The following is a 20,766-nucleotide window of genomic DNA, read 5'->3' as shown; positions in this document are numbered from 1 at the left end:
TCTCCACGGTGCGCCCCGCCGCCACTCGTTCGCCAATAGCTGGTGCTGTTTTAAGGGCGTTTCCCTTCGGGACGCACGACGGCGTAGCAGTTCCCACTCGAAATCTCCAGTGACTCCAGCGCGAGGTCGCTGGCGGCAACGTCGCGCTCGAACTCGGCGGGTGCGTAGATGTGGTAGAACCGTGGCACCGTTCGACCGCCCGGCAACGTCCAGTCGACGGTGGTGTCGAAGCCCCGATCGGCGTCGGCGCTCGCGTCGAAGCGGTCGTGTGCCGTCGACCAGGCGCTGACCAGTCCGCGCCCGTCGGGCCCGAGAACCCGTGCGAGTTCGTCGAGGCTGTCACGCCGGTCTGCCCGCTGGGGGAGGTGGTGGATCGTGGCGACGTAGACCGCGAGGTCGGCACAGTCGTCGGCTAGTGGCAGCGTCGCCGCGTCGCTCTGGAGCAGCGTCGTGGCGGGACAGGCCCCGAGGCGGTCGCGCGCGGCCGCCAGCAGTTCGCGGCTGGCGTCGAGCCCCACCACGCGGTCGGCGTGGTCTGCCAGCAGTTCGGCGTGCCGGCCGTTGCCACAGCCAACGTCGAGCGCGACTCCCCCCCGGCACCGATCCTCGACGAAGGACTCGACCTCCGGCCAGGCGTACTCGCGGGTCTTCGAGAAGTGGCTCCCGATCGTCTCGTAGGTCTCGCGGACGTCCGCTCGCGAGGGGCCGTCGGACATACCGATCCCTGCGCGCGCTGGCGCATAGTGGCTTCGCTCTCGGTCACGCACGCGGAGAAAATTGTCCCGCCGAGGTTCGGCCCGGGCGGCCGGTCACGGTGCTACTGGTCGTACTTCTCGGGGTAGGCCTCTGCGAGCAACTCGGGGCGCGCGTCGAGTCGCTCCCGGATCGGCCCGATCACGTCCGAGACGTACTCACCGGCGGCGGGCTTGAGGTCTGCCGGGTGGAGCTCCTCGCTGAGGAAGTCCGCTTCCAGTTCGTCGAACTCGTCGTAGACGAGGTTCCCGCCGTACTCGTCGGGGCGCTCGACGACGAAGGATTCGCCGCGCTCTTCGAGCACCGGGAAGACGAGGTATTCGAGGTACTCCAGTACGCCGTTGTCCTCGCGCTCGCCCATCGGGCAGTACGCGTCTTCGATCTTCTCGACGACGGCGTCGTGGCTGTCGTTGAGGTTGACCTTCGTGTCCTCCTTCGAGGCGCTCATCTCTTCGCCGGTGAGCCCCGACAGCAGCGGCGCGAAGATACAGACCGGCGCGTCGTGTCCGTGGTCGGGCAGCGTCTCGCGAGAGAGCATGTAGATCCCGCGCTGGTCGTCGCCGCCGTAGGCGATGTCGGCGTCGAGGGCTTTCACGTCGAGGGTCTGCATCAGCGGGTAGATCAGCCCGCCGAGGTTCGGGCTCTCGGACTCGCGGACGACTCTGCTGCCGGCCCGCTGGGTCCTGGCGAGAGTCGTCTCGGCCGCCATACGGTACATCTCCAGGGTGTACTCCTCGTCGAGCTGGAAGTCGGTCCCGCGGACGAACGAGATCGCCTCTGGGTCCGCTCCGGCGGCCTCGATCATCCCCTCGATGGCGACCTGGTAGTACTCCGAGCGGGCGTCGAGCAGGTCGAAGGGGCTCTTCTCGTCGTCGAGGTGCGCGTGCAGGTCGGCGATCAGCACCGTCACGTCGATGCCGGCCTCGATGAAGTCCGCCAGCTTGCGCATCGTCGTGTAGTGTCCGATGTGCATCTCACCCGTGGGCGCGTAGCCGATGTACGCCGAGGGAGTGCCCTCGTCGAACAGCGCTTGGAGTTCCTCCTCCTCGATGACTTCGAGCGTGTGACGCGTCGCCAGTTCGAGGCGATCGGCGGTGTCCATACCTCTGGTACCCCACCGCGGTGATTAAAACGTTCCATCTCCCCTCGCCGCGAGCGACACACTCGTACTGCCGACTGTACCTTCGTGAAGATCGTTCACAGATGTACAGCCGGTAGTCTCAACTGTCCCAGGGCCAACACACACCCATGTACACCGGGACCACGGAAGAGCCGTGCTGTCTGTGCGGGACCGAGGAGACGGCCACCCGGATCGACCTGCCCCCGCGGGCCGTCCAGCTGATGCGACACGGCGACCCCATCGCCTGGCGCGATATCGAAAGCACCGTCACGGTGTATTTCTGCGCGGACGACTGGGAGACGGTTCGTGATCTCGTCCTCGAAACGGGCATGAGCCCTCTCTCGCGGTGCAACGTCGCCCACGCCTCGTTCGACTTGCGCGAGGACTTCGAGGCGCTGCTCAACGACGTGCGCGAGGAACCGGACCAGCGGCCACGCGAGCGCGAGATGCTCGCCGACGCCCGAGAGACCATCGAGACGTACGGCGAGGACGACCACGTCGAGGAACGGGACGTGGTCGAGGCACGGATCGTCACCTGGGCGCTCGAAGACCTCGGCGAACGAGCGACTACCGAGTGATCGGGGGGTTGGAGTACCGTACCGGACCCCACGCGGCGGGACACCGTGCGATCGACTCGCGACCGGCGGCGGGCGGTACGACCTCCAGGGAGTCGCTCGCTATCCAAACTGTTTTGACTGGTCACGGCAGTGTGTGAACCGATGACTGTACGTGTAGGTGTTCTGGGGGCCACTGGTGCGGTCGGTCAGCGACTCATCCAGTTGCTCGAACCGCACCCCGATTTCGAGATCGCAGCACTGACTGCCAGCGAATCCAGTGCCGGCAAGGCGTACCGAGAGGCGGCCAAGTGGCGCATCGACGCGCCGATTCCCGAGGCCGTGGCCGAGATCGAAGTCGGCGCGACCACGCCCGAAGACGTGCCCGACGACGTGGACCTGATCTTCTCGTCGCTCCCCTCCGGCGTCGGTGCCGAGGTCGAACCGGAGTTCTGCGAGGCGGGCTACGTCGTCTCCTCGAACTCCTCGAACGGTCGCATGGACGAGGACGTGCCCCTCGTGATCCCCGAGGTCAACGCCGACCACCTCGACGTGCTCGAACGCCAGCGCGAGGAACGCGGCTGGGACGGCGCGCTCCTGAAGAACCCGAACTGCTCGACGATCACGATGGTGCCGCCGCTGGCGGCACTCGACGAGGCCTTCGGCCTGACGGACGTGCGCGTCTCGACGCTACAGGCCGTGTCGGGCGCGGGCTACGACGGCGTCACGTCGATGGAGATCATCGACAACGCCATCCCGCACATCGGCGGCGAGGAGGAGAAGATGGAGACCGAGTCCCGGAAGCTGCTGGGTGGGTTCGACGGCACGGCGATCGACCTCCACGAGATGGACGTGGCGGCCTCCTGTAACCGCATCGCGACGCTCGACGGCCACCTCGAAAACGTCTGGGTCGACACCGAGGACGACGTGACTGTCGCGGACGCCGAGGACGCGCTACGCTCGGCGTCGGGTATCGACCTGCCGTCTTCGCCCGACCAGCTGATCCGGGTCTTCGACGAGCCCGATCGGCCCCAGCCTCGCCTCGACCGCAACATCGAGGACGGGATGGGTGTCGCGGTCGGCGGCGTCCAGGAGACGACCGACGGACTCCAGTTCAACTGCCTCGCGCACAACACGATGCGCGGTGCGGCGGGCGCGAGCGTACTCAACGGCGAACTGCTGGCGGCGAACGGTTACCTGTAGCAGTCTCTCGCACTTTTTTCTGGATCGGCGCAGACGGATCGTTGTGATGCTATCACGTGAGACGAAGGTACAGGCTGGGGCCGCCGCCGTCGGGCTGGTGGTGCTGGGCGTCGGTGCGACACGACTCGACCTGTCGGTCTGGTGGACCCAGCCGCTGCTCGTGGGGCTGTTCGAGGCGATCGTCTTCGGTGGTGGCCATCTCTACTTCGTCCTCCGTGGTGGCGGTGGCAGCGTGTCACTCACCGCGCGACGGCGGTTTCTGTGGCTCATCCTGGCGTTCCTGACGCTCGTCCCACTCGTCGTGCTCGCTGGCGAGCGGACGCTCGGTCCGTTCGGGGTCCGTCGGGTGCTCATGTGGGCTCTCGGTGGCATCACCGGCGTCTACCTGTTCCTCGAAGGCATCGCCGGCTACCGGGCGACGATGGCCGAGGATTAGAGGGGGATCTGGTTCCGGAGCCCGTCCCACTCGCCAGTTTCTGCGGCGCGCCTGACGTTCTCGGCGAGGATGTCGGCGGTGCGCTCGTAGTACTCGGGCGTGTGGCCGGAGGCGTGGGGCGTCACGAAGACGTTGTCGAAGCCCCACAGCGGGTGGTCCTCGGGCAGCGGCTCGGGATCGGTCACGTCCAGCTGTGCCGCGCCGATGTAGTTGCTCTGGATCGCCGACGTGAGCGCGTCGGTATCGACGACGCCGCCGCGGGCGACGTTGACGAAGATCGCCTCGGGGTGCATCGTCCGGAACAGTTGCTCGTCGAACAGCTCCTCGGTCGCGTCGGTCAGCGGGCACGCGACGGCGACGTACTCGGCGTCGGTGACGGCCTCGTGGATCTCGTCGAAGCCGTACACTTCGTCGGTCGGTCCGCCCTTCTCCGGGCTGTAGCGGACGCCGACGGTGTCGACGTCGAACCCCGCGAGTCGGTCGACGATGGCCTGGCCGATCGCGCCGAGCCCGACGACCGCCACCGTCGAGCCGGCGAGTTCGCCCGACTGGAGGGCGCGCCACTGTCGCTCTCGCTGGCGGCGACGCGCCTCGAAGAAGCGCCGCGTGAAGGCGAGAAACGCGCCGATCACGTGCTCGGCGATGTTCGGGCCGTGGACTCCCGAGGCCGTCGTCAGCGCGATCTCTCGCTCGGCGAACTCGTCGAGGGGCAGGTGGTCGTAGCCGGCGTAGATGCTCGCGAACAGCTGGATCTCGCGGGCGTAATCGAGCAGTTCGTCGTCGAACGGCCCGGCAGAGACCACCGTCGCCGTCTCGACGGCCGCTCGCTCTTGCTCGGGGGTCCGTGCGACCGTGACCGTCGCCTCGGGCAGTCGCTCGCGGACCGCGTCGGCGTACGATTCGACCGGCAGGCCGTGTGCTTTCTGCCGCAGGATGGCGATTTCAGTCACGCACAGCCACCTCCGCTTGGACCAGGGACATACTGGTCGTTCCAGCCAGTGGCTCAAAACAGTACTGTCACGGCGACCGGTGGTGGACGCCCCTCGCTGTTCCGTTCGTTTCGATACACGCGTGGAGAAATATCGACAGCGACGGATCGAGCGACGACATCGACGGGTCGCTGGCCGCTTCGCGATGCCACATTTAATGACGGTGTGGTTCCACGGTCGGTGTAATGAGTGGTGACTGGGACTCCGTGCTCGTCGTCGACGACGATCCCGCCTGCCGGGAGCTCCACTCGATCTGGCTCGACGACGAGTACGAGGTGCTGACCGCCGCCGATGGGCGGGCGGCACTCGAGAAGGTGGGGGACGCCGACGTGATGCTCCTCGACAGAGAGATGCCCCACATGAACGGGGCGGAGGTGGCACAGCGACTGACCGAGCGACCGGACGACTGTTTCGTCGTCATGATCTCCGGCGTGGAACCGGACTTCGACGTTCGAGAGTTGATCGTCGACGACTACCTGACCAAGCCGGTGTCGCGAGAGACGGTGCTCGACGTGGTCGAGACGATGCTCTCACGGGGTGCCTGCCGGCAGCTGCTCCGGGAGTACTTCTCTCTGACCGCGCGGAAGGCGACGCTCGAACTCCGGATCAGTCGGGACGCGCTCGGGGACAGCGACGAGTACCACGACCTGATCGCCGAACTCGAGGCCACGCGAACCACGCTCGACGACCGTCTCGAACAGTTCGACGGGCACTGGCGACAGGCGATCCTCGCGGCGGTCAGCGACGATCTGGGATCGGAGCCGCGATCTGTCACCTGACCGTCGGGCCGTCGCGCGATGAGTGGCGAGCAAGGAATTTAAGCCCCCTCCGAACAGGGGTGGGGTATGGAGCGCGTAGATGTCGCGATCGTCGGCGGCGGGCCCGCCGGTACGTCTGCCGGTCGGGCAGCCGCCGAACAGGGTGCCGAGGCCGTCGTGGTCGAGAAGGGGGTCCCGAGAGCCGACCGTGACGGACTGGGCCCCGACTCGACGGACGCCGCCGGCTTTCTGGATTACTGGACCGAACTCGCCGGCTTCGGTCCCGACGAGTTCCCCGACTCGGTGACGCTCGCGGAACTCGACGGCGCGGAGTTCATCGGGCCCAACGAGTCGGTCCTGATCGAAGAGACGGGGATCGACTCCGCGTATCCCGGATTCGGCTTCACGTTCCAGCGAGCCCGCTTCGACGACTGGCTGCGCGACCGCGCCGAAACAGCGGGCGCTCAGTACCGCGTCGGCACGAGCGTCACGGGCGTCGACACCGACCTCTCGGGCGGCGTCGAGCACACGCTGGAACTCTCGGACGGCGAGTCGATCGTCGCCGACGCGCTCGTCCTCGCGGACGGCCCCCAGCGGACGGTCACCGGCCGCGTCCTCGATCAGTTCCTCCCGGCGGACGAGTCGCTCTCCGAGCGGCTCCCGTCGACGGAGGCCAACCACATCGCCTACCAGGAGCACCGCCGGATGCCCGAGGAACTGTTCCCCGAGGACCGGATCCAGTTCTGGTGGGGCGTGATGCCCGGCCACACCGCCTACCCGTGGATCTTCCCGAACGACGACAACGTGGCTCGGATCGGGCTCACGATGCCGATCGGGCTGGACATCGACGACTACGACGCCAGCGAGTGGGCCCTGCTCCGGGAGGACGACGACAAGATCCCGCAGGGTCGCACCTACGTCGAGCGCCTGCTCGAACGGGAGTTTCCCGACTACGACCTCGAGGACTTCCCGCTGGTCGAGGATCGGGGCAAGACCGACGGCACGGAGACGTACCCGATCTCTTCGACCCGGCCGATCGACTCGCCGACCGACGCGAACGTCGCCGTCGTCGGCGGCGCGATGGGCGCGACCTCCGCCTTCCACGAGGGCGGGGACCACGTCGCCGTCCGAACCGGCTCTCTCGCCGGAGAACTGGCCGCGACCGACGCCCTCGACCGCTACAACGACGCCTGGAAGGACGCGCTCGAATCCGAGATCCTCCGCAACGTCGCCTTCGCCGACCTGGTCGAGGGGTACGATCCCGCGACCTGGGACCGCGTGTTCGCGACCGTCAACGCGATGCAGACCGTCGACGGATCCCTGTGGCGACAGGCCCTGGCCGCCGGCACGCTGGGGCTCAAGACCGTCGCCGGCTACAAGTGGCGCAAGTTCCAGTACCGCGACGGCGGCTACGTCCAGCTCGCCGAGTCCGAGTACACCGTCTGAGACGGATTGTGTAGCAGTTTACCGGGATCGTCTCCCCCGTGGCGACGATCGCCGGTCAGCACCGACACGAAACCGTATGACCCCCCGCTGCCGTGGTCGCGGCCGGACCGCAACCCCTTACCCGTCCGACGGAGTATCCCCGACTGCGTGCCTTTTGTCCCCGCCCGAGGCCCGTCCTTCGGGACGATGACAGCGCGGCGAACCCGGGCACGCGACATTCGGCTCGACGGCTGACGCCGTCTCACCACATGGAGGCGTTTCACGCCTCCCGCCCGACACGAGGGTTTGCCGGTCGACAGGGCGCACTGCCCCGGATGATGCCGGTCGTTAGTGTTTCGGGCGTACACTTTCGAACTACCGCAGATACATCTCCAGTGAGTCTACGACGCGATCCGCGAATGCATCAGTAACTCGGCCCTGCCACGCAACGAGGTCTTCGCTTCGGGGCGAGTGGATCGCCCACGGCGAGACGAACGACTCTCGTGGAACACCGCCCGTTTCCCAGACGCCCTCCCCGAGACGAAGCGAGTCGTCGTATTCCTTCGTCGAGATAGCGACCGCGACGTGTTGCTCGTCGGCGAAGGGGTGGGAACTGTTGTTCACGACGAGCCACGGTCGCTGGCGGTCAGTGCCAAGTTTGAACGGATCGGTACTCCTGACGACGTCGCCGCGTTCCGGCTCCATCGATCACTCGTCCTCGCTCGAATTTTGTTCGCTTGGATGGGGCTGGTCGGGTGCGACAGCGTCCCAACGCTCCGACTCGATTCCACCATCGGCTTCGTCGAGCTGTTCGCTCACGTCGTGCAGATCGTACGCTGCGGCGACCCGTTGTTCGTCCTCGGTGAGTGCCCAGTACTGCCCTCGATGACGGACGAGACCACGCTCTTTCAATCGCGTGAGCGCGGTGCCAACCGTGTTCGGGTTCTCGTCGATGGCAGTAGCTATCTCCGACCGAGTAAACGCCGCGTCCTGGTGCGTGTTGAGGTACCTAATCACCTGTTCGGGGACGCTCGGCCCCTCCGGCAAGTCACCCGATTCGAACTCGTCAATACTCACGGGCATACTGCGAAATTAGCGTGCTCACGTAATGAATGTACTGCTGTACTTTGAGTGCGGATCAGCTGGTGAAACCTCGCCCGGTAGTGTTTCGGGCGACAGCTCCCTTCCGCAGACAGTCCTCCGTCCCGATGGACGCGGAGCCACCGCCGCATTCAACCGAGTGCCCGCTATACGTGACGTATGTCGATCCTTCGTTCGGTTGTCACGCTCGCTCGCGACCGGAACGTTACGTTCCTCGCGGCGGGGATCGCCTACTACGCGTTCGTGTCTATCGTACCCCTGCTGCTGCTGGCGACCGCCGTCGCCTCGACGCTCGGCGGCCAGGCGTTCGCCGACCGGGTCGTCGCAGTGCTGGGCCGGATGCTCTCGGCGTCGGGTCAGGAACTCGTAGCGGGTGCGCTCACCGACACCGCCGGGCGGGGGACGGCCTCGCTGGTCGGCTTCCTGGTGTTGCTCTGGAGCGGACTGAAGCTCTTTCGCGGACTCGATCAGGCGTTCGACGAAGTGTACGCCGCCGAGGTCCACACGTCGCTCCTCCAGCAGGTGCGGAACGGACTGGTCGTCGTCGTCGGCGTCGCACTCGCGGTCGGGACCGCGGTCCTCGTCGGGCTCGCGCTCTCGATCCAGCCCTGGGAAATCCCGTTCGTCAACGTCTTCGGGACCGTCGCGCTGGTCGTCGTCATCACCCTCGCCTTCCTGCCGATCTACTACGTCCTGCCGCCGGTCGACGTGTCGCTGCGAGACATCCTCCCCGGCGCGGTGATCGCTGCGGGCGGGTGGGTCCTGCTCCAGCTCGGATTTCGCGTCTACGCGGCCAACGCCGGGCAGTACGCGGCCTACGGTATCCTCGGGGCCGTCCTGCTGTTCGTTACGTGGCTGTACTTCGCGAGCATCGTCGTCCTGATCGGCGTCGTCGTCAACGTCGTCTTGCGGGAAGTCGGAGCGGACTCGCGGTCGGAGCCGGCCGCGTAGTCGGCGTCTCCCTCGTTCTCCTGCGGTCTCCGTGGACGTCTGTGGTCCGGTTTCGAGGCGTGGGTCATACTACCGGCTGTAAATCTGTGACCGATTTCGCCACCCCGGGGTGGCGAAGCTCGTCACGAAGTGACAGCCGGCAGTATCACTCCGAGAGCCCGAGATCACTGCCGTCGATCGAATCGTCGTCGGTACGGAACCACCCGTCGTGTACTGCCCGCTCGGTCGCCTCGGGGTCGTTGCAGTAGCCGTCCATGACCGTCGGACCGTCGATCAGGACGTCGCTGTCGGCCGAGAGCCCGACGGTGACGCCGGACAGTGCCTCTCCGACGCTGTCGCGCTCGAAGTCGTCGGGGCCGTTGATCGTCCCGACGGCGCTCGTCTCGGCGGTCCCGTACAGTTCACACAGGGGGACACCGAGGCCGTGGAAGAAATCGAGGAGGTGATCGTCGAGGCGACCGGAACACGACAGTGCGTAGGTCAGGTCGTCGAGGCCGAACTCCTGGCGCAGCGGCCGATAGGCCAGTCGTTCTGCCGCCGCATACTTCAGCGGCGTGCCGCTACCGTCGATCACGTCGCGCCCGTAGCCGGTGACGCTCCCGGCGACCTTGCGCTTGGCCCAGCCGAAGGAGCCGATTCGGTCCTGAAGCTCGCCGTACAGCTGCTGGTACAGCTTGGGGACGCCGATCAGCACGTCGGGGCTGAGTGCCGGCAGTGCCTCGACACTGCTGGCCCGGTCGGTGTACGCGACGGTGGCCCCGGCGTCCCAGAGGTAGTAGGCTCCGACGCGCTGGGAGACGTGTGCGAACGGCAGGAGCGCGGTCCCCGTCGCATCGGGATCCAGTGGGAGCGCGTCGCTCAGTGCCGCGATGGCCGCCCGGAGGTTCCGATGGGTCAGCTCGACGCCGGTCGGCTCGCCGCCTGCGGGGACCTGATAGACGATCGTCGCGAGGTCGGTGCCGCGGCGGTTCAGCCCCGGCAGGGAGCGCTGTGGCGACGCCGGCAGCGGCTCCGTGTCGACGACCACGTCGACTGCCCGCTCGACGGCCGAGGGCGGGTCACCCGGAGACGCGAACCCGTCGATCTCGGCGGTCGTGACGATCGATCGCAGCTGTTCGTCGTCGAACGAGGGATACAGCGGGACGGAGACGAGCCCGGCGAGGTGGCTGGCGAGGTCGAAGAGGAGCGCCTCGCCGTTCGATTCGAGGTCGATCGCCAGCCGATCGCCCGGCGTGAGCTCCGTCTCCAGGAGGCCGCCAGCGACCGCTGTGGCACGCTCGTACAGCGACTCGAAGGTCCGTTCGGTCTGCTCGTCGCCGTCGTGTTCGATCGTCGCCACGCGGTCCCCGTGTGTCGTCGCCACCTGTTCGAACCACGACGCGATCGGGCCGGCGGGGACGGACAGCTCGCCGCCGTCTAGCACCTCCTCTTCGACGGAGACCGTCGTCGGCTGGGTCGTCTCGGGAGGTGATTCCGAGTGGCGACGCTGCCGGAGCGTTCCGGGCGTGTACTCGTAGGTCTCGTCGATCTCCGTCTGGTAGTACTCGCTGTAGCGCTGGTCTTCGTCACCCGCAGCGATGTGGCTGTCGAGCCAGTCCCGGAGGAAGGTGAGGACCTCCATCGTGACGTACTCGCCGTCCTCGTGACGCTCGCGAAAGTCGCTGACCGTCGACGCGAACTCCTCGTGCATCTCGCGGTGGTCGTAGAAACAGTCGGCACAGTCCATCGCGTAGCCACAGTCCTGCATGAACTCCTCCTCGTCGCCGAAGTGGTACTCGGTGTACCGTTCGAGTTCCCGGAGGATGTCACCGATCTCGTCCTGTGAGTGGCCCTCGTCCATGGCCGTGTGGAGATCGTTCAGCAGACCGAACAGCCGCTTGTGTTGTTCGTCGAAGCGATCGATCTGTGTGCTGTAGCGTTCGTCGTCCCACCGGGCGAACGCGTCCTCGGACTCCAGTTGCATACGCTGGGCTGGCCCCAGCATCCTCAAAAGCACCCCCTCCAGTTCCCGGTGGATGAAAACAGAGCGACACGCACAACAGGGAACCGATCGATCACGCACACAGCGATGCGTCAACTCACCGACGAAGCGATCGCCGAGGTCCTCGCGGCGAACGGTATCGGCGTCCTCGCCTTCGGCGAGACCGGTCGCTATCCCTACGCCATCCCCGTCGCTTTCGGATACGACGCGGACGCCGACGTCTTCGCCCTCCAGCTCGAAGGCGGGACGGACAGTGAGAAACACCGGGCGCTGGAGCGACATCCCTACGTGTCCGTCACTGTCTTCGAAGAGACCGAGCCGCGGGAGACCTGGCGCAGCGTCGTGGTCAGAGGGAAGCTGGTCGAAACGAGCTACGAGGCCGTCGAGACGGCCTTCGCGACACTGGCAAAGCGGACGCGCTCTGCACCGAACCCCGTGGTCTGGGGGGACTCGGGGAGCGTGACGCCCTACGAACTACAGATCGAGGAGTGGAGCGGTCGATCGTTCCCGATCAGCTGAACGTGGAGCCTACGTCTGGGCCGAGTAGCCCGCGTCCTCGACTGCTTCGACCAGGGCCGCCACGTCGGCGTCGCCCTCGATGCTGGCACGCTCGTCCTCGTGGTCGGCGCTGGCGTCGGTGACGCCACTGACGGCTTCGAGAGCCTCTTCGACGGTCTGTTCACAGTGCTCACAGGACATCCCTTCGACGGACAGTGTCGTCATACGTTCGCCCGTAGGGACGGCTCGTTTATTCGGGTTGTGGCTCGGCGTCCGATCACGGCGGGCCGTGGATGGCAAACCGTTTTTCCGTGCGGTCCAAACGACGGGTATGAACGTACGACGCGTCGGAGACCTCGGTCCGGACGAACGGCGCGCGCTGTTCGAGCGCGATGCCGGCGTCGACGAGGTCCGCGACGACGTGCAGGAGATCGTCGATCGGGTTCGCGAAGAGGGCGACGTGGCGCTGCGGGAGTTCGCCGAAGAGTTCGACGGCGTCACCGTCGGCAACGTCGATATCACCGACGACGCCGAGCGCGCCGTCGAGGAACTCGACGAGGCGACGCTGTCGGCCATCGAGGACGCCGCAGCGAACGTTCGGGCCTTCCACGAGGCACAGTTGCCGACCGACTGGCGCGACTCCTTCGAGGGGCGCGAACTCGGCCGTCGGTACCGTCCCATCGAGAGCGCCGGTGCGTACGTCCCCGGCGGAACCGCAGCGTACCCCTCCAGCGCGCTGATGGGCGTCGTTCCGGCGAAGGTCGCCGGTGTCGAACACGTCGCCGTCGCGACCCCGCCCGCAGAAGAGATCAACCCGGTGACGCTTGCGGCCATCCACGTCGCCGGTGCGGACGTGGTGTACCAGGCCGGCGGCGCGCAGGCGATCGCCGCACTCGCCTACGGGACCGAGTCCGTCGACGCCGTCGACAAGGTCGTCGGGCCGGGCAACCGGTGGGTGACCGCCGCCAAGTCGATCGTCCGGGGGGACGTAGCGATCGACTTCCTGGCCGGTCCCTCCGAGATCATGGTCGTCGCCGACGAGAGCGCCGATCCGGAACTGGTCGCCGCCGACCTCGTCGCCCAGGCCGAACACGACGAGAACGCCTCCGTCGTCGCCGTGACCGACGACGAGGGGCTCGCGGAGGCCGTTGCGGCGGCCGTCGACAGCCAGGCCGGCGCGCGCGAGCGAGCGGACGTGATCCGCGGTGCCCTCGACAACGCGGCCTCTGGCGTCTTCCTCGCGCGGTCGATGAGCGAGGCGGTGCTGTTCGCCGAAGAGTACGCGGCAGAGCACCTCTCGATCGTCGCCGAGGACGACGAGTCGATACTCGACCGCATCCCATCGGCCGGGTCGGCGTTTCTCGGCCCCTACAGCGCCGTGGCGGCGGGTGACTACGCCAGCGGACCGAACCACGTGTTGCCGACGGGCGGCCACGCGCGCGTCACCGGCGGGCTCTCCGTGGACTCGTTCCTGCGTTCGACGACCGTACAGCGCCTCTCCGAGGAGTCACTGGCCGACATCGAGTCGACGATCACCACGCTCGCGGAGGCCGAGGGGCTCGAAGCCCACGCCGAGAGCGTCCGCAAGCGATTCGACGACACCTGAGCGCTCACTCCCAGATGACGGTCGCGACACCGATCGAACGAGCGACGATCCAGGACCTCCCCGCGATCCAGCGGGTCGCCGACTGGAGCTTCCAGGCGGCCTACGCCGGGCTCCTCGACGAGCAGTTGCTCGACACCGTCGTCGAGGAGTGGTACGCGACCGAACGGCTCCGCGAGCAGATCACCGAGCCCGACAGCCTGTTCCTCGTCGCACGTCGCGGCGGCCGCGTTCGTGGCTACGCCAACGTCGAACCGGACGACCCACCCGAGACGTACTATCTCTCGCGGCTCTACGTCGAGCCGCTGCTGTGGGGCAACGGCATCGGGAGCGAACTGCTCGCTGCCGTCGACCGCCGGCTGTCGGCGGCGTCGCTCCGACTCACCGTTTTGGCCGGCAACGAGCGAGCAATCGGCTTCTACGAGCGACAGGGGTTCGAGTACGTCACCACGGAGACGACGACGTTCGGCCCGACCGCGGTCGAGGAACACGTCTATCGCAAGCCGCTGTGATCCCGGCGTCACTGTTAACACGTTCGGGAGCAACTGTACCCGTATGAGCAGTACCGTAGACGCGGACCCCGGGGGGACAGGTATCGACGTGACCGAGCCGGCGGCCGCGGAGGCCGTCGATCTCATGGAGGGCGAACAGATGGACGTCGACGAGGCGGGACTTCGGCTGTTCGTCCAGCAGGGCGGCTGTGCCGGGCTGTCGTACGGCATGCGCTTCGAGCACGAGCCCGAGCCCGACGACCAGGTGTACGAACACCACGGCCTCCGCGTGTTCATCGACCAGTCCAGCCTCAACTACATCGAGGGCTCCGTGCTGGACTTCGAGGGCGGACTACAGGGCGAAGGGTTCCACGTTCGAAACCCCAACGTCGAGAGCGAGTGTGGGTGTGGCGAGTCGTTCCGGACCTGATCGTCACTCCTCTAGCTCGAAGGCCACCTCGACTTCGGCCTGGTATTCGCGGCCCTCGACGCCTGCGATCTCGACGCCCATCTCCTCGACTTCTGCCCACTTGAGATTGTCCAGCGTCGCCTCTGCGCGGCCGACGGCGTCGTCGACGGCGTCGTCGAAGCTCTCGGCACTGGTCCCGATCAGCGTGATCTTTTTGAAGACCATGTTCATCGTTCACAGCCACCAGTGATAAAGGCCGGGACCACCCGGTGTCGTGGGGGATCACGAAGGCTTGCCCGGCAGTGTCAGGTCGATCGCGTGTCCAGCGTCTCCGAGAGGATGCCGACCACGTCGGTGAGGTACGCCGTTCCCCACACCGCGACGACGACGGCACCGATCGTGTCGAAGACGAGATCCAGCATCGTGTCATTCAGTCCGTACTGCGTGAGGACGGGGGCACTGCCCACACTCGCCGCGGCCGTGCTGACGGCGAACTCGATGACCTCCCAGAGGACGCCGAACGCGAGCACGAACAGGAGGATGAACACGAACATGAACCGGGGCGGAATGTGGATCCCGTCGCTGTGCTGGTCGAGCGATCGCACCGTCGTGTACCCCGCCGCGGCGACGATCGACGACGAGAGGACGTGGGTGAGGTGATCCCACCACCAGATCGTCGCGTAGAAGTTCGCCTCTGCGCCGGGCAAGCCGACCGTGCCCAGCGCGTGGAGCCAGACGGCACCGGTGATCCACAGCGTCAGTCCGGCGTCGAGTGGAATCTCGTAGTCCCGTTCGAGGACGGCCGGCAGCTGGGCGACCAGCAGCCCGATGCCGGTGTTGACGATGATCCCGGTCGAACCGCGTTCGATTCCGATAAAGAGCATCCCGATCAGCGACAGTTGCATGAGGCGTGTGAGCCGTCGCTGTGTCGACGCCGAGACGCCGATGCGGTCTCTGAGTTTCATCGCGACACCTCTGTCGGAAGGCGCTCGGTCGCCTCGACCTGCCGGCGCACGTAGAACGCGAAGATCAGCCCGGCGGCGACACCGGCGACCGTCGAGGCGACGAACTCGATCATCAGCGCGTGTTCGATCTCTGCCTCGGGAACGCCGGGCTTCAACAGCAGCGTCGTCTCCAACAGGATGTCTGCCGACCACCGGAAGACGGCCCAGACACCCGCCATCGCCAGCGTCGTCACGACGACGAAGGCGACGGCGAAGCCGTCCGTCATCCGGACCGGGGTAAAGAGGTGTAGTTCCACGACGACGACCAGCGAGATCGCCGCGACGGAGAGGTACGTCGCGACCTGGCCGGTCACCGGCACCGTCGCGTAGGCCCGCCCGAGCACCGGGAGGGCGGCGAGACCGGTCACTTCCCACGGGAGGGTGGTCTGCCAGCTCCGAAAGCGGACGGGTGGCAGTACCGCCAGCGCGACGACTGCCAGCGCGAAGGCCGCCCACCAGAGCCGATCACGCCAGATGCTCGTCGCGATCGCGATCACGAGCAACCCGATCAGCAGCCACGAGAGAACGGCGTTCGTTCGCTGGTGGCGGAGGAGCCGCCCGATGTCGCTACTCATGTTGGCCCCCATGTCGTCCGCGGTTGAAACAGTGTCGACCGATCACAGCACCGCGAGGTAGACGATCAGATACGAGAGCGCGGCCGCCGTCACCGCGGCCAGTCCCGTCGCGCACGCTCTGGGCCAGTCGACCGCCCGGAGCTGTCTGCCGAACAGTTGACGCTGGGTGGCTCCGAGCACTCCGAACGCCAGGACGGTGAACACGAACTGGTACGACGCTTCCAGCGTCGGGGCCGGCAGCGCGACCGCCGCACCGGCATACGAGAGCCCGAGGACGGCTTTGCGGTCGATCTGTGGTCGACTCCCGCGACCGGTCAGGCGCAGGTAGACGAGGAGCCCGAGCCAAAGGGTCGCAAGCTCGATTCCGAAGGCCCCGAGCAGGTGCAGGGTCGGATCGGCCGCGAGCGCGACCCGCTCCGTGACGACCGGTACGTCCAGCGGGTACAGGAAGGTTGGGGGCTCGCCGGTGAACAGGTCCCCGAACGGGTGTGTGACAAGCCCCACGAGCGCCGTCGCGAGAACGGCACCCGACGACAGTCCCCGGCGAGCGGCGAACTGGGTGATCACGAGACCACCGACGCCGAACAGTACCGTGACCGCACCGGCCACCGAGCCGGCCGTCGCGGTCGCGAGGGCTGCCAGCCCGGCCAGCACGGTGGCAGCGACGACGCGGCCCGCGCTCGACCGACGCCACAGCGAGAACGCGGCCGCCGCGCTCGTCCCGAACACCAGCGAGTGGGTCGGACCGCGATGGACGACGTTCCCCGTCGACCAGAACGCGTCGGTCGCGTCGAACACACCGGAGACGCCGTCGAGCAGTCCCAGCGGCCCGTAGAGGATGTCGATATCCGGGAGCGTCGCGAACAGGCCGGCGACGATCGCCAACTGGAGCGCCCGGTGGCTGTCGATCTCGCGAGACAGCGCCACGGCTCCGACCAGCGCGAACGCCGCGACGCCGTGACCCACGAACATACGCTGTGTTTGACCGTGAGCGCGTATAAGTGTCTCGCGCCCGTGGTAGCACGTCTCTCGGCACCGATCGCTCGTCGTGCCAGGCGCGCAGTTGCCCCCGTCGAGGCTCGGACGGGCGGTCGCAGGCGTCATCCGGCCGACGCCACGCTGCGTGGTGGGTCTGAGAGGGATCTGAGACGGCTCTACGACCGCCCGTCTCAGGTAGAGGGACGATACACCGCGTACTCGCCGTCGTCGTCGACGCCGAGGACGGCCCAGTCGTACGACGGGCTCTCCACGGAGAGCCGGCGATAGGTGGTCACCGCGTCCTCCATCTCGGTGACGAAACACCGGTGACGCCCGTCTGTCGGGATCGTCGAGGGTTCGGAACACGTGACGCGGACGACGCGCCACTTGCGCTCCGCTCGTAGTTCGCCGTCTGTACGCGACACTGAATACCCGAGGTCTGCGAAAATCGACGAAGCCTGATCGGCCAGCGAGGTGGTTACGGCCGCCATCTGACAACCGATACCACGGCACATGTCTTAAGTATTTTGACCGTCCCGATGGCTGACAGTAGTTGGCCGGCAGCTGTCTGCGGTCAGGCTCTCACTCGTGGGCGGCGTCCCACTGGTCGGGCTTGCGAACGTTGGCACACTCGTTGCACTGCACTCGCCCCATCGCGTCCATCGCGTTGTCGACGCTCTCGCAGTTCGAACAGAAGTATCCCCAGCGCGTCGTCCCCTCGTCGTCGCTGTACACCACGTAGAATGGCCCCTTCGAACCGATCTCCGACTCCGACCGGTTCACGAACAGCGCCTGCCCGTCCGGACTGTCGTGTCGTTCCATAGGGAGTGGTGGGCGCGGCACGGGTATAGACGTTGTCTTCCGGTGGGTCGTCCGGGCGACGGCGACATCACTCCGTAGCAGAGCACAACACTTGTACGAGCGAGCGTGCTACCCACCACGACATGACTCTCGTCGTCGTCCCGGTCAGGTACCCGCTGTCCGGGCACTCGCGAACGACCTTGGAGACGGCGATTCGCGTCGCCGAGGAACGCGACGCCGACCTGACGGTTCTGCACGTCAACCTCTACCAGAAGGGACGACGCGTCACGCGAGCGGAGCTGCGCGACGCCGTCCAGTCGGAGTTCGGGCGACTGCCACGGACCCGATACGCCGTCGCGTCCGGCCTCCTCGTCGAGGAGACCATCCTCGAAGAGGTCGTCAGTCTGGACGCGGATCTCGTCGTGATCGGACGCAAACAGGCCGGCCGCTGGCGATCGATGGTCCGGCGGCTCACCGACGAGACCGACGTGGGAGACTTCCTCCGGCACGAACTCGACTGCGAGATCGTCACTGCACCGATCGAGTGACTCGCTGGGCTATCGATTCGCTGGCTTCTCGCCGTTCTCCGTCGCGGAACGATCCTCCGTCGTTGCTTCGAGACGGCCACCGTCCGCGACTGCGGGAGAGCGTGCGTTGCCCGACTGTTTGGCCGTCGTCTCCGTCTCGAACGAGCGCAACATCTCGAGCAGCTCGTCGGCCCGGTCCGCGACGGTCCCGATGTCTTCCGAGACGGTCTCGACGGTCTCGGTCTGTTGCTGGGCCGCCGCTGAAGCCTGCTCGGCCTCGTCGCGGGTCTGCTCGCTCACCGCGGTCAGATCGTCGACCACCTTCGCGACCTCTTCGGTCGTCTTCGCCTGCTCGCCGGTCGCGTCGGAGATCTCCTGCATCGAGTCGTCGACTTCGCCGACGACGGTGACGAGTTCCTCGAAGTCTCGGAGTGCTGCCGCGATTGTCGTCGTCGAACTCGCGACCTGTTCGTCCATCGCTCTGACCTCGGTGACCGTCTCGTCGGCTTCCTCGCTCACCGACTCGACCAGCGTGGCGATCTCGTCGGCCGACGCGCGCGTCTCCTCGGCCAGGGCCTTCACCTCGTCGGCGACCACTGCGAACCCGTCCCCGGTGCCGTCGGCCCGTGCGGCCTCGATCGAGGCGTTCAGTGCCAGCATGTTCGTCTGCTCTGCGATATCGGTGATCACGTCGACGATCTCCTCGACCGCGGCGATCTGCTCTCCGAGGTCCGCCACTGCGGTCGCGATGTGATCGATCTTCGACTCCAGTTCGTCGAGTTCGTCCAGCGCCTCGATCGCGTCTTCTCGGCCGTTCTCGCCACGCTCTGCGGCGTCTCTCGCCGTCTGTGCGGCCTCGTCTGCCGTCGCTGCGATCTCTTCGACGGTCGCCGAGAGCTTGCTCATCTCCTGTGCCACGTCCTCGTGGCGCTCGGTCTGTCTGGTCGCGCCGGTCGAGATCTCGTCGACGGACGCCGCGATCTCTTCGCTGGCCCTGTCGACCTCGTTCATGTTCTCGTCGACGCGATCACTGGCCGTCGCGACCGACGCAGCGAAGTCGGTCACGTCCCCGACCGTCTGGTCGAGGTTCGCGATTAGATCGTTGTAGTTGGTGACGACCTCGTCGAACAGCGCCTCGTCGCCGTCGATCTCGTCGGCGTCGATTCGCGCCGTCAGATCTCCGGCCTCTGCTCGCTCGGCCGCCGCTCCGAACGTCTCGACGAGCTGCTGGAGATTCTCCGACCGCCGTTCGAGCCGGTCGGTCATCTGCTGGAGCTCGTCGGTGTACTGCTCCAGATTGTCCGCCATGCGATCGAGCGACTCGCCCATCTGTCCGGGCACTTCTTCGTCCAGTGCGGCCGCGTCGAACTCCTGACGAGCGAGGGCGTCTGCTTGCCTGGAGACGGTGTCGAAGTAGCCGTGCACGCGTGAGAACGAGGACACGAGCGTTCCGATCTCGTCGGGCTGGTCGCTGTCCGGGACGTCGATGTCGACGGTCCCGCTGGCGATCGCGTCCGCGCGGTCCGCCAGCGTCGTGATGGGGTCGACGATGTCCTCTCTCGTGATGAAGATCGTGTTCACGAAGACGAGCACCGCACCGAGCAACAGGGCGATCGTCAGCGCGAACTGCGCGATCCCCGAGAGAAACAGCGAGACGACGACGAGCGTCAGCGAGACACCGAACTGAATCGCGACGGCAGCGAGGATCTTTCGTTCCAGGGACTTGTCTACGCCGACGAGTGTCAGCGACCTGCGTATCTGGCGCTTGTACCAACCGACGAACGTCGAGAGCATAGGTGTGCGAGACATCGACGACGACGAAGGTCAAAGGACCGGGTCGTTCTCAATTTTTGAAAACATCATATAGAGTCGATTTAATACCACTCTTTGTGGTTTTCGCACGCGATCAAGATATTACAATCGATACTGAACTCCATCTAGACACGACGACACGCCGCGGCGTCGGCGGACCTACGACGACCCCGCGAGGAGTTGCTACTCGCGGGCGTATCCCGGGGGGAGACTACTCTGCTCGAAACCGTTCTGTCGTTCGATGTCGAGTCGATACACGGCGGTCCCGCCGTCGGACACTGCCGCCTCGAACACCGCCGGCCGCCACCCGTCGGACAGGTCGTCTCCGATACCGTCCCACTCACTCTCGGGTACTCGCTCTATCGGCCCGTGGACGACGACGCTGCGCCAGGAGAACGGCGACGGCGCATCGAAGACCAGGAAACTGGCCGCCGCCGCTCGCTCTGTCAGCGCCCGCTTCTCGCTGCGGTCGCCCGCGACGTACGTGAAGTACAGCGTTCCCTCGCCGTCGGAGCCAAACGACATCGGGAGCAGGTACGGCGGGCCGTCCGTCGGGAGTCCGAGGACGCCGACACCGCGACTCTGCAGGAACGCTCGAATCGATTCGTCGTCCATCGGTCGTACACCGAGAGATTCGAGGTCTGTCATACATCTCACAACTAAAGATCCGTCAGTCACACGCATAAGTGAACTGTCGATTATTGTCTACCGATAATTGAGCGCCTTCAAGTGTTCTCACTCGATCGCGCTCTCGGAATCTGAGAGCGGTTTTCACCCGCTGGGAACACGCGTCCTCT

Annotated in this window: 26 protein-coding genes; 11 read left to right on the top strand and 15 right to left on the bottom strand. The window is 66.5% G+C overall.

Going from position 1 to position 20,766, the window contains the following annotated elements; translation table 11 throughout:
* Positions 1-50: 50 nt before the first annotated feature.
* Both IL252_RS00925 and IL252_RS00920 read right to left on the bottom strand, forming a co-directional pair.
* Positions 51-716, bottom strand: a complete 666-nt coding sequence (locus IL252_RS00925) for a class I SAM-dependent methyltransferase (protein ID WP_208625951.1) — start codon at positions 714-716, stop codon at positions 51-53.
* 101 nt (positions 717-817) lie between these two features.
* Complete coding sequence (locus tag IL252_RS00920; RefSeq protein ID WP_208625948.1) at positions 818-1,855, bottom strand: tyrosine--tRNA ligase; 1,038 nt, start codon at positions 1,853-1,855, stop codon at positions 818-820.
* A 146-nt stretch (positions 1,856-2,001) separates the two neighbouring features.
* On the opposite strand from IL252_RS00920, the gene IL252_RS00915 reads away from it, so the two are divergent.
* The 3 genes from IL252_RS00915 to IL252_RS00905 all read left to right on the top strand — a co-directional run bounded on the left by IL252_RS00915 (position 2,002) and on the right by IL252_RS00905 (position 4,066).
* Positions 2,002-2,451, top strand: a complete 450-nt coding sequence (locus IL252_RS00915) for a hypothetical protein (protein ID WP_170094533.1) — start codon at positions 2,002-2,004, stop codon at positions 2,449-2,451.
* A gap of 141 nt (positions 2,452-2,592) precedes the next feature.
* Entirely contained in the window at positions 2,593-3,630 is a 1,038-nt protein-coding gene (asd, locus tag IL252_RS00910; protein ID WP_208625945.1) for an aspartate-semialdehyde dehydrogenase, read from the top strand.
* Between the two features lie 46 nt (positions 3,631-3,676).
* Positions 3,677-4,066: a hypothetical protein gene (locus IL252_RS00905; RefSeq protein WP_208625943.1), complete on the top strand. Its 390-nt coding sequence runs from the start codon at positions 3,677-3,679 to the stop codon at positions 4,064-4,066.
* Here IL252_RS00905 and IL252_RS00900 read toward each other — a convergent pair.
* Positions 4,063-5,022, bottom strand: a complete 960-nt coding sequence (locus IL252_RS00900) for a D-2-hydroxyacid dehydrogenase (protein ID WP_369334721.1) — start codon at positions 5,020-5,022, stop codon at positions 4,063-4,065. The genes IL252_RS00905 and IL252_RS00900 overlap by 4 nt on opposite strands.
* Positions 5,023-5,240: 218 nt before the next feature.
* Between IL252_RS00900 and IL252_RS00895 the strand changes: the two genes are divergently transcribed.
* Together IL252_RS00895 and IL252_RS00890 are read left to right on the top strand one after the other, a co-directional pair.
* Entirely contained in the window at positions 5,241-5,834 is a 594-nt protein-coding gene (locus IL252_RS00895; protein WP_208625939.1) for a response regulator, read from the top strand.
* Positions 5,835-5,900: 66 nt separating this feature from the next.
* Entirely contained in the window at positions 5,901-7,259 is a 1,359-nt protein-coding gene (locus tag IL252_RS00890; RefSeq protein WP_208625936.1) for an NAD(P)/FAD-dependent oxidoreductase, read from the top strand.
* A gap of 354 nt (positions 7,260-7,613) precedes the next feature.
* Here the strand turns inward: IL252_RS00890 and IL252_RS00885 are convergent, their stop codons facing one another.
* Both IL252_RS00885 and IL252_RS00880 read right to left on the bottom strand, forming a co-directional pair.
* The gene (locus tag IL252_RS00885; protein WP_208625933.1) at positions 7,614-7,943 is read right to left on the bottom strand and encodes a hypothetical protein; all 330 of its coding nucleotides are present in this window, start codon (positions 7,941-7,943) and stop codon (positions 7,614-7,616) included.
* 3 nt (positions 7,944-7,946) lie between these two features.
* On the bottom strand, positions 7,947-8,321 hold the full coding sequence (locus IL252_RS00880) for a helix-turn-helix transcriptional regulator (RefSeq protein ID WP_170094526.1): 375 nt from the start codon (positions 8,319-8,321) through the stop codon (positions 7,947-7,949).
* A gap of 177 nt (positions 8,322-8,498) precedes the next feature.
* Here IL252_RS00880 and IL252_RS00875 point away from each other — a divergent pair, with 177 nt between their 5' ends.
* Positions 8,499-9,290 (top strand): YihY/virulence factor BrkB family protein, encoded by a 792-nt coding sequence (locus IL252_RS00875; protein ID WP_208625931.1) that lies wholly within the window; start codon positions 8,499-8,501, stop codon positions 9,288-9,290.
* 145 nt (positions 9,291-9,435) lie between these two features.
* Here IL252_RS00875 and IL252_RS00870 read toward each other — a convergent pair whose 3' ends face one another.
* The gene (locus tag IL252_RS00870) at positions 9,436-11,253 is read right to left on the bottom strand and encodes a bacteriohemerythrin (protein ID WP_244256688.1); all 1,818 of its coding nucleotides are present in this window, start codon (positions 11,251-11,253) and stop codon (positions 9,436-9,438) included.
* 105 nt (positions 11,254-11,358) lie between these two features.
* On the opposite strand from IL252_RS00870, the gene IL252_RS00865 reads away from it, so the two are divergent.
* Positions 11,359-11,790: a pyridoxamine 5'-phosphate oxidase family protein gene (locus tag IL252_RS00865; protein ID WP_208625925.1), complete on the top strand. Its 432-nt coding sequence runs from the start codon at positions 11,359-11,361 to the stop codon at positions 11,788-11,790.
* Between the two features lie 9 nt (positions 11,791-11,799).
* Here the strand turns inward: IL252_RS00865 and IL252_RS00860 are convergent, their stop codons facing one another.
* Positions 11,800-11,994, bottom strand: a complete 195-nt coding sequence (locus IL252_RS00860; protein ID WP_208625923.1) for a heavy-metal-associated domain-containing protein — start codon at positions 11,992-11,994, stop codon at positions 11,800-11,802.
* A 106-nt stretch (positions 11,995-12,100) separates the two neighbouring features.
* Here IL252_RS00860 and hisD point away from each other — a divergent pair, with 106 nt between their 5' ends.
* Genes hisD through IL252_RS00845 form a run of 3 tightly spaced genes read left to right on the top strand, consistent with a single transcriptional unit; the run spans position 12,101 to position 14,293 of the window.
* Positions 12,101-13,375 (top strand): histidinol dehydrogenase, encoded by a 1,275-nt coding sequence (gene hisD, locus IL252_RS00855; protein WP_208625920.1) that lies wholly within the window; start codon positions 12,101-12,103, stop codon positions 13,373-13,375.
* A gap of 14 nt (positions 13,376-13,389) precedes the next feature.
* Positions 13,390-13,884: a GNAT family N-acetyltransferase gene (locus tag IL252_RS00850; RefSeq protein ID WP_208625917.1), complete on the top strand. Its 495-nt coding sequence runs from the start codon at positions 13,390-13,392 to the stop codon at positions 13,882-13,884.
* Positions 13,885-13,927: 43 nt separating this feature from the next.
* Positions 13,928-14,293, top strand: coding sequence for an iron-sulfur cluster assembly accessory protein (locus IL252_RS00845; RefSeq protein WP_015763402.1), 366 nt, complete (start codon positions 13,928-13,930; stop codon positions 14,291-14,293).
* 3 nt (positions 14,294-14,296) lie between these two features.
* On the opposite strand, the gene IL252_RS00840 is transcribed toward IL252_RS00845, so the two are convergent.
* The 6 genes from IL252_RS00840 to IL252_RS00815 form a co-directional block, all read right to left on the bottom strand.
* Positions 14,297-14,497 carry a dodecin gene (locus IL252_RS00840; RefSeq protein ID WP_015763403.1) on the bottom strand — a complete coding sequence of 67 codons (201 nt, stop codon included), beginning with the start codon at positions 14,495-14,497 and terminating at the stop codon, positions 14,297-14,299.
* 80 nt (positions 14,498-14,577) lie between these two features.
* Positions 14,578-15,237 (bottom strand): hypothetical protein, encoded by a 660-nt coding sequence (locus IL252_RS00835; RefSeq protein ID WP_208625914.1) that lies wholly within the window; start codon positions 15,235-15,237, stop codon positions 14,578-14,580.
* Complete coding sequence (locus IL252_RS00830) at positions 15,234-15,851, bottom strand: hypothetical protein (protein WP_208625911.1); 618 nt, start codon at positions 15,849-15,851, stop codon at positions 15,234-15,236. The genes IL252_RS00835 and IL252_RS00830 overlap by 4 nt, the downstream gene beginning before the upstream one ends.
* A 42-nt stretch (positions 15,852-15,893) precedes the next feature.
* Positions 15,894-16,823: a metal-dependent hydrolase gene (locus IL252_RS00825; protein ID WP_208625908.1), complete on the bottom strand. Its 930-nt coding sequence runs from the start codon at positions 16,821-16,823 to the stop codon at positions 15,894-15,896.
* Between the two features lie 197 nt (positions 16,824-17,020).
* Positions 17,021-17,320: a hypothetical protein gene (locus IL252_RS00820; protein WP_170094516.1), complete on the bottom strand. Its 300-nt coding sequence runs from the start codon at positions 17,318-17,320 to the stop codon at positions 17,021-17,023.
* 91 nt (positions 17,321-17,411) lie between these two features.
* Positions 17,412-17,651, bottom strand: coding sequence for a DUF5816 domain-containing protein (locus tag IL252_RS00815; RefSeq protein ID WP_153553626.1), 240 nt, complete (start codon positions 17,649-17,651; stop codon positions 17,412-17,414).
* Between the two features lie 122 nt (positions 17,652-17,773).
* Between IL252_RS00815 and IL252_RS00810 the strand changes: the two genes are divergently transcribed.
* Positions 17,774-18,178, top strand: a complete 405-nt coding sequence (locus tag IL252_RS00810) for a universal stress protein (RefSeq protein WP_208625905.1) — start codon at positions 17,774-17,776, stop codon at positions 18,176-18,178.
* 9 nt (positions 18,179-18,187) lie between these two features.
* Here the strand turns inward: IL252_RS00810 and IL252_RS00805 are convergent, their stop codons facing one another.
* A complete protein-coding gene (locus IL252_RS00805; RefSeq protein ID WP_244256673.1) occupies positions 18,188-19,966 on the bottom strand; it encodes a methyl-accepting chemotaxis protein in 1,779 nt (592 codons plus the stop codon).
* Between the two features lie 186 nt (positions 19,967-20,152).
* Positions 20,153-20,584: a pyridoxamine 5'-phosphate oxidase family protein gene (locus tag IL252_RS00800; protein WP_244256664.1), complete on the bottom strand. Its 432-nt coding sequence runs from the start codon at positions 20,582-20,584 to the stop codon at positions 20,153-20,155.
* Between the last annotated feature and the right edge of the window lie 182 nt (positions 20,585-20,766).

The sequence above is a fragment of the Halomicrobium sp. IBSBa genome (assembly GCF_017612575.1).
Lineage (GTDB): Archaea > Halobacteriota > Halobacteria > Halobacteriales > Haloarculaceae > Halomicrobium.
The sequence above is the reverse complement of the archived record's forward strand: the minus strand, read 5'-3'. Positions and strand labels throughout refer to the sequence as shown.